We start from the raw sequence: 8358 nt of genomic DNA, 5'->3' as shown, positions 1-8358 counted from the left end.
CCAGATAGCTCAGTCGGTAGAGCAGAGGATTGAAAATCCTCGTGTCGGCGGTTCGATTCCGTCTCTGGGCACCACTTACATAGAAGGCTTGCATATAAAATCGCAGGCCTTTTTTGTCTCTGGATCGACTCATCATGCCCAGATAGCTCAGTCGGTAGAGCAGAGGATTGAAAATCCTCGTGTCGGCGGTTCGATTCCGTCTCTGGGCACCACTTCCTTAAACACCTTTAGCACTTATTTTCAGCTCACTCACCTATTCTATATCTGTTAAAAACGTGTAAACCAACCCGCTTCATCTGTCACCCTTCTTTACTACTAAATGTGGCCTGATCCTACCAAAACACATAGCAGTACATTTTAAATTTTACGCATAACCTAGTATGTAAGCTCTTTCCCCAAAACAGTAACCTTACTTCGCGCACAGCATATTTCTCTATATTAGCCGTATAGCACATATTAAATTAAAGTATTAACCACTTTGATATTGAACAATCATTCAAGAGAGACTAGGCTATAAAAATGAACAACCGTTCAAAATAAAATGCAGCGCAATTAACGCCATGACCTAAGGACGCACTAATGTTGAAATTTTATTTCCATCCAACACCAAACCCAATGAAAGTCGCACTATTCCTTGCTGAATCAGGTTTAGAATATCAACTGGTAGCTGTTGATACACTTAAAGGTGAGCAGCATACTCCAGCGTTCACAGCGATTAACCCTAACGGCAAGCTTCCTGCTATTGATGATAACGGCACCGTCGTTTTTGACTCCAATGCTATCCTTCTCTATTTGGCCGAAAAAACGAATACATTTTTAGGTAAGCCGGAAGAAAGAGGTCAAATACTCTCTTGGTTAATGTTTATCGCTTCTGGCCTAGGACCTTACTCTGGACAAGCGGTGCATTTTCAAAAAGCTGCGCCCGAAGAGATACCTTATGCGATCAACCGTTACCGCCGCGAAGCAGAGCGTCATTACCAAGTAATCGACAAACAATTAGAAAATTCTGAGTTTATCGTAGGGGATAGCTACACCATCGTTGATATAGCCGCATGGGGCTGGATTGATAGATTCATACCTGTGTTAGGTGACGGTGCGTTAGAGCAGTACCCCAACCTTAATCGTTGGTTCAATGCAATTAACAGCCGTCCCGCTGTTGCCCAAGCAAGAGCAATCAATAAAGATATTGCGTTTAAATCAGAGATGGATGATGAAGCACTGAAAGCTCTTTATCCACAAAATTACGATGCATAAAGTGCCAACCTAAAAGATCGACAGGGGCTTGCGGGCAAGCCCCTTCCAGCGCGCTCACGTCACAAAACAACCCTTCATCTAAAAACCTCTTTAAATACATTGAGTTATTTTTTAATTTCTATTTCCTGACATAACAGTTCAACCTCCGATTTACCTTTAGTTAAACTATCTTTTCACCCTTAATAACGGCCATTGCCGTATAACAACGCCCACCAAAAGCCGATTGGCTGTTCGCAAAAATGCACCGGCATATCCATCAACTATCATTGCAAAAAAACAAATCGAAATTAATGACAAATACAGACAAAAAAATATCGCCGTTAAGTATTTTCATCATAAGCTGTGGAGTATAGATTTACCCTTAAGAGAGCAATAGGTAACTCTCTATTTTTGAAGAAGAATTATCAAAATTAGTCTAAACTGATCTGCATAAGTTATGAAACACTTCAGGCTTTAATCTACACAGCTTAGTTTTGTTTTTTCATTTGTATTTATTTATCCAAGAACACAGTATCTTAAATAAGAATTCGCTATGTAGATCTGTAGTTATAAATAGCAATTACAGTATTATGAGTGTTATACGACTTGAATATTAACCCTATCAACGAACGATAACGATGAAGGGCTTAATATCAATATGGTTATTAAGCGGGAGAGTAAGATGAAACAGAAACGTCGACTTTTGGGAAAAGAATATGTTGCTCCTTGGGAGCGAGCTTTTGATAAGGTTTTATCCCCATTAGAAGAGTTTATCCACCGACAGACCACCAGTGGTGTGTTATTGATGCTCTGCGCCGTTATTGCGTTGATTCTTGCCAATAGCCATTTTGCTGAAACTTATCATCACTTATTCCAAACCTACTTAACCATCGGGTTAGAAAACTTCCAACTCTCTAAATCGCTTCACCACTGGATCAATGATGGCCTAATGGCTATCTTCTTCCTCGTCGTAGGCTTGGAATTAAAACGAGAACTACTGGTCGGTGAACTGGCCAATGTAAAACAAGCATTATTACCTATTATCGCCGCGGTGGGGGGGATGCTAGTTCCTGCACTAATATATGTAGCGATCAACCCAACGGGCCATACAAGCGACGGCTGGGGCATTCCGATGGCGACTGATATCGCCTTTGCCTTAGGTGCATTAGCTTTATTAGGTAAACGCGTTCCACAAAGCTTACTTATGTTTCTGGTGGCCTTAGCGATTGTCGATGACCTTGGTGCGGTTATCGTTATTGCCATCTTTTATACAGAAGCCCTGAATATGACGGCATTAGCACTGGTCGCCTTCTTTGTATTCGCGCTAATCTCTCTGAACCTTGCTGGGGTGCGACGACTCTCGCCCTACTTGCTGATAGGCACGTTCCTCTGGATCGCCATGCTTAAAAGCGGTATTCACGCGACCCTTGCTGGCGTTATTCTCGCCTTCACCATTCCCATGAAACCTAAATACGACCCCAAACGCTTTTTATCTTTAATTATTGAGAGCGTCCAAAACATCAAAGATACCTATAAAAAAGATGAAAATATCATCGTTAATGATGCGCTTCGCTCTCGGGTACGCGCATTAGGTAATGGTGTAAACCTTGTTCAAGCGCCAGCCCAAATATTAGAGAGTAAACTCCATCTACCCTCCGCTTATCTTGTCATTCCTATCTTCGCCTTAGCCAATGCGGGTGTACCCATTGATTGGTCAAATATTGGCGGAATCGTCGTCCACCCCGTCGCAATGGGTATAGGTGCAGGTTTAGTTGCAGGTAAATTAATCGGTATAGCCGGTTTCACGTGGGTTGCTGTCAAACTCGGCGTCTGCAACCTCCCTAAAGGCCTCAATATGCATCACATTATTGGTGTCGCATTTATGGGAGGGATTGGCTTCACAATGTCGATATTTATTGCAGAATTAGGTTTTGCCGACTACCCAGCAGACCTTTTAATGGCTAAAACAGGCATCCTATTCGCGTCACTTTCCGCTGGTATAACCGGCTTTATCTGGTTATACCTTACAACGAAAAAGAAAACGCCCCCTGTGGAAGAAAAGGCTCCAACGCCAGCTGCCTAACAACTGTTTGGCTATCCTATAAGTTAGCCCCGAAGGTCATAACCTGATCTTCGGGGCTTATTTTTTTGCGCCACATAAGTGACCTGTTTTAGCAGTATAAAAGCTATAGAACAGCAGACACGACTATAATCCATGCTTAAAAAACGATGGGGATCACAGAAGCAGTAAAATGGATTGTAGACTGGATAGATTGAGGCTAACAGCCCCAATCTAAACGACAGAGGGCGTAACAGTTAGTTCATTCCCCTATCAAGCTGACCTATTCCAAGCACAGGTGCAGCATCAAGGTGTTGAGCATCTAGCATAAAAGCCACTCGTTCTAGCGCAGCTACCACCATCGATTGTTCCCAATTTTGCATATCATCAAAACGGCGGGAAAAAATATCTTGCTGAGTGGTTGGCGCGCCCTTCATTAAATCTAAACCTTGTTCGGTTAAATTAATCCAAACTTTGCGCTTATCCTCCACCCCTCGCTCACGGGAGACAAGGCCCTTTTTCTCTAAACGATCCAAGATACTCGTAACCGTTGCTTGAGTAAGAGAGATCTCCTTTGCCAATTCACCTGTAGTTATAGGCGACATCTGACGTAGAGTTTGCATAACCATTAATTGCGGAAGTGTTAGCCCTGTACTGCGGCTAATCTCTTTTTCCTGCATATCAGTCACTCTAATAATTTGACGCAATAAAACTAACGCCTCTTGGCTCTTTTCCATCTACCCAAAACACCTATCAAATTTTGCAAAAATAGTACTATCAAAAGTATATAAAAACCATATACAAGAAAATTTACTTAGTAAAACTAAACATATAATTCATAAAAACCCGCCTAAAACCACACAAAATCAGCAAAAAGCTAAGATATGATTGAATATCTCTTGAAAAAATGCTTTAAAATGTATAGTATTACTAAACATTAGCAAGGCTAATATATTTAAATACTATGGATAATATTACATACAGAAAACCCCAGATAGCTGATGGACAGGATGTACATCAACTTATAAAGCGCTGCCCTCCTCTAGATCAGAATTCCCTTTATTGTAATTTGATCCAGTGCAGGGACTTTTCAAATACTTCCATTATTGCTGAAACATCTAGCAATAAGATTGTCGGATTTATTTCTGGATATATTCCTCAAAATCGTCCAGAAACCTTATTCATCTGGCAGGTCGCATTAGATAAAGAGTTCAGAGGCAAAGGCATTGCACAAAAAATGCTCGCCCAATTATTTAGTCGCGATCCTGGCATTCGTTACCTAGAGACAACAATCTCACCGAGTAACTCTGCTTCTAAACAGCTATTTGAACGCTTCTTTAACGACCATCTAATGGACGTTGACAGTAAGACCTTATTCAAAAGTGGTGTGCACTTAGATAAAGATCATGAAGATGAAGTGCTTTACCTAGCAGGCCCCGCAAAATCATTTGATCCTCGTACCGCTTAAAAAACAGCGTTGCAGAGTGTGACAAAAAGTTAATTAAGAGATTTACATAATGAAAATTTTCGATGAGATCGAATCAGAAGTTCAGTCATATGCGCGTTCATTCCCGCGTGTATTTAACCGCGCAAAAGGCGAGTACCTTTACTCAGAAGACGGTACTGAGTATCTAGATTTTTTAGCCGGTGCTGGAACCTTAAATTACGGTCATAACAACGATCTATTTAAAGAAAAGCTCCTTGCCTATATTGAAAGTGACGGAATTACACACGGCTTAGATCTACACACTAAAGCTAAGGGCGAGTTCCTAGAAACCTTTAATGAAAAAATATTAAAGCCTAGGGATTTAGATTACGTTGTGCAGTTCACTGGGCCTACAGGTACCAATGCGGTCGAAGCCGCTTTAAAACTAGCTCGTAATATCACAGGCAGAGAAAATATTATCGCCTTCACTAATGGCTTCCATGGTGTAAGCCTAGGCGCCTTAGCTGCGACAGGCAATTCACACCACCGTGGTGCTGCCGGCGTAAGTTTAAATGGTGTGAGCCGCGTACCTTACGATGGTTACCTTGGCGAAAACATTGATACTACCGCCTATTTAGAAAAACTATTAATGGACTCTAGTAGCGGTATTGATACGCCTGCAGCGGTTATTGTAGAAACAGTTCAAGGCGAAGGTGGTATCAACGCTGCAAGTTTCGACTGGTTACGCAACCTATCTGCTGTCTGTAAAAAACATGAGATCCTTCTGATTGTTGATGACATTCAGGCAGGATGTGGGCGTACGGGTAGCTACTTCAGCTTTGAAGAAGCTGGCATTAAGCCTGATATTGTTACTTTATCAAAATCACTTAGTGGTTATGGTTTACCTTTTGCTGTTGTACTTATTCGTCCTGAAATTGACCTATGGAAGCCAGGCGAACATAACGGTACATTCCGTGGTAATAACTTTGCCTTCGTCACTGCTAAAGCAGCCATCGATCATTATTGGTCGGACAACACATTTGCCGACAGCGTTAAACGTAAAGGCAACTATATATCACAACGCCTAAACAGCATTGTTGCAGAATATGGTGAAGGGAACTTCAGTACCCGTGGTCGCGGTATGTTCCAAGGAATCAACTGTGTAAATGGTGAACTGGCTAGTAAAATCACACGTATCGCCTTCCAGCAGGGTGTAATGATTGAAACCAGCGGCGCAGATGACCAAGTCATCAAGTTTCTTTGCCCATTAACTATCAGTGACGAAAACCTCAAACGAGGCATAGATATCGTTGAGAGTGCAGTTAAAGCAGTTTGTGCCATTGAGTCAGAAATGCCAGAAGATAATTGTTACTTTGACGACGTTTATCACGAAGTCGGCTAATTAAGGATACCAAGAATGATCGTTAGAACACTGAAAGAAGCAGAACAGAGCGCACGACGCGTAGTATCCCCAGACAAACACTGGGAAAGCACTCGACTATTGCTTAAAGAAGATAATATGGGTTTTTCCTTCCATATCACCACTATCTACGCGGGCACAGAGACCCACATTTGGTATCAAAACCATTTGGAGTCTGTTTACTGTATTAGCGGAGAAGGTGAAGTAGAGACGCTAGAAGACGCAGCGATTCACTCTATTAAGCCTGGTACTATTTACGTGCTAGACAAAAATGATGAACACATGCTGCGAGCACATACAGAATTAAAACTCGCTTGCGTATTTAACCCGCCTTTAACAGGGCTGGAAGTTCATGATGAGAATGGCGTTTATCCGATCGACGAAAGCTAATCTTAAACAGGATAAAATGGAATCACCACGCCCACAACGAAATACATAATGACTTATCTAAATGAATTACATTGCAAATATTTAATTCATTTAGATGAGTGACATACCTGATAGGGCTCTTCATTAGGTGATTTGCAAACCTCTCTTGATCAGAGCCAGTCTCTGCTAAAGAGAGACTTTACTATTCTTTTCTGTCTTAAAAATACATGCGGCGGCCCCATCAAAGGTTCATCAAGATTTAAGCCGTCGCAGCTATTAACCGCACGATGTTAGATCCGCTTTTCAGTGAAAAACCATAGAGCAACGGTTTTGCCCAAAAAGATAACCAGATCATCTAACAAAAGAAAGAAGGATAAACACCTTAGGGAAACACAATGACACATACAGTAGAAAAAATTGGCGGCACTTCAATGAGCCGTTTTACAGAAGTATTAAATAATATTTTGTTACGCAAAAAAAATGGCAGCCTATTTAACCGCATATTTGTTGTCTCCGCTTATAGCGGTGTTACAGACCTGTTACTCGAACATAAAAAGACAGGTGACGCTGGGGTATATAGCTGCTTTGCTGAAGCCGAAAAAGAAGACGCATGGATCGACCAGCTTGCTAAAGTAAAAACAAAGCTGTTAGAAATCAATGAGCGTATGTTTACCGGAGATGATCTCAGCACTGCTAACACCTTTATTTCTGGGCGCATAGCCGATACCGAACGCTGTATGAAAAACCTGCATAACTTATGCTCCTATGGTCATTTCCAACTGGAAGAACACTTATCCACTATACGTGAAATGCTTGCCTCTATCGGCGAAGCTCACAGTGCTTATAATACCGTTAAACTACTCCAACAGAATGGACTTCCTGCGCGGTTTGTCGATCTAACTGGCTGGAAGCAAGAACAGTCCCTGCCTGTTGATGAGATGATAAAACATCACATGCAGCCATTAGACCCAAGCAAAGAGCTATTAATTGTAACCGGCTATACCCATTGCGAAGAACAGCTGATGCGAACCTTTGATCGCGGTTACAGTGAGATGACCTTCGCAAAAATAGCGGCTTTAACCAATGCCCGCGAAGCGGTTATTCATAAAGAGTTTCACTTAAGCAGCGCTGACCCTAAATTAGTAGGCGAAGATAATGTCGTCACTATAGGCATGACTAATTTTGACGTTGCCGACCAACTCTCAAATTTAGGGATGGAAGCAATCCACCCTAGAGCCGCACGAGAGATTCGCAAGTCCGGTATTCCCATTCGTATTAAAAACACTTTCGAGCCTGAACACTTAGGCACGGTTATTGACAACAATTACTGTAATCCTCGCCCTTGCGTAGAGATCATTACAGGACGCAACGATGCAGTCGGCATCGAAATTTTCGACCAAGAGATGCTAGGTAGCCCAGACTACGATATTTATATCTCAAAACTGATGAAAGAGTTAAAAATATCTATCGTCAATAAAGATGCCGATGCCAATAGCATTACTTTTTATGCCGTAAGCACACGGAAAAAAATTAATCGCGTTATGAGATTAATTGAACAACAGTACCCTTCAGCAGAAGTGAGCATGCACAAGATCGCTATCATCTCTGCAGTTGGCTCAGATATAAAAGTAAAAGGTATTCTGGCAAAAACGATCTCGGCGTTATCAAACGCAGATATAAACATTCTGGCCCTCCATCAATCCGTTAGGCAAGTAGAGATGCAGTGCGTAGTGGAACAAAGCGACTATGAGAAGGGGATAAAAGCACTTCATGTCGCCCTAATTGAAGAGGAAAATCACGGCGACGTTATCCGTAAAATTGCCGTTTAATCTCTAAAAAGAACAGTAAAGT

7 protein-coding genes and 1 tRNA gene are annotated in these 8358 nt (G+C 41.8%); 7 read left to right on the top strand and 1 reads right to left on the bottom strand.

Annotation, left to right across the window (positions count from 1 at the left end):
* Positions 1-136: 136 nt before the first annotated feature.
* The 3 genes from Q4486_RS08210 (at position 137) to nhaA (ending at position 3316) form a co-directional block, all read left to right on the top strand.
* Positions 137-212, top strand: a tRNA-Phe gene (locus Q4486_RS08210).
* Between the two features lie 367 nt (positions 213-579).
* Complete coding sequence (locus Q4486_RS08205; RefSeq protein ID WP_303519037.1) at positions 580-1254, top strand: glutathione S-transferase family protein; 675 nt, start codon at positions 580-582, stop codon at positions 1252-1254.
* Positions 1255-1915: 661 nt separating this feature from the next.
* Entirely contained in the window at positions 1916-3316 is a 1401-nt protein-coding gene (gene nhaA / locus Q4486_RS08200) for a Na+/H+ antiporter NhaA (protein ID WP_303417251.1), read from the top strand.
* A gap of 233 nt (positions 3317-3549) precedes the next feature.
* Here nhaA and Q4486_RS08195 read toward each other — a convergent pair whose 3' ends face one another.
* Positions 3550-4029, bottom strand: a complete 480-nt coding sequence (locus Q4486_RS08195; protein ID WP_303417252.1) for a MarR family winged helix-turn-helix transcriptional regulator — start codon at positions 4027-4029, stop codon at positions 3550-3552.
* 227 nt (positions 4030-4256) lie between these two features.
* Here Q4486_RS08195 and ectA point away from each other — a divergent pair, with 227 nt between their 5' ends.
* From ectA to Q4486_RS08175, 4 genes are all read left to right on the top strand, one after another.
* Positions 4257-4760 (top strand): diaminobutyrate acetyltransferase, encoded by a 504-nt coding sequence (ectA, locus tag Q4486_RS08190; RefSeq protein WP_303417254.1) that lies wholly within the window; start codon positions 4257-4259, stop codon positions 4758-4760.
* A 49-nt stretch (positions 4761-4809) separates the two neighbouring features.
* The gene (gene ectB / locus Q4486_RS08185) at positions 4810-6120 is read left to right on the top strand and encodes a diaminobutyrate--2-oxoglutarate transaminase (RefSeq protein ID WP_303417256.1); all 1311 of its coding nucleotides are present in this window, start codon (positions 4810-4812) and stop codon (positions 6118-6120) included.
* A 15-nt stretch (positions 6121-6135) separates the two neighbouring features.
* Positions 6136-6528 carry an ectoine synthase gene (locus Q4486_RS08180; RefSeq protein ID WP_303417258.1) on the top strand — a complete coding sequence of 131 codons (393 nt, stop codon included), beginning with the start codon at positions 6136-6138 and terminating at the stop codon, positions 6526-6528.
* Positions 6529-6902: 374 nt separating this feature from the next.
* Positions 6903-8336: an aspartate kinase gene (locus Q4486_RS08175; RefSeq protein WP_303519036.1), complete on the top strand. Its 1434-nt coding sequence runs from the start codon at positions 6903-6905 to the stop codon at positions 8334-8336.
* The last annotated feature ends 22 nt before the right edge of the window (positions 8337-8358 follow it).

Origin of the sequence: Neptuniibacter sp. 2_MG-2023, from assembly GCF_030547495.1 — a bacterium.
Classification (GTDB): Bacteria; Pseudomonadota; Gammaproteobacteria; order Pseudomonadales; family Balneatricaceae; genus Neptuniibacter.
The sequence above is the reverse complement of the archived record's forward strand: the minus strand, read 5'-3'. Positions and strand labels throughout refer to the sequence as shown.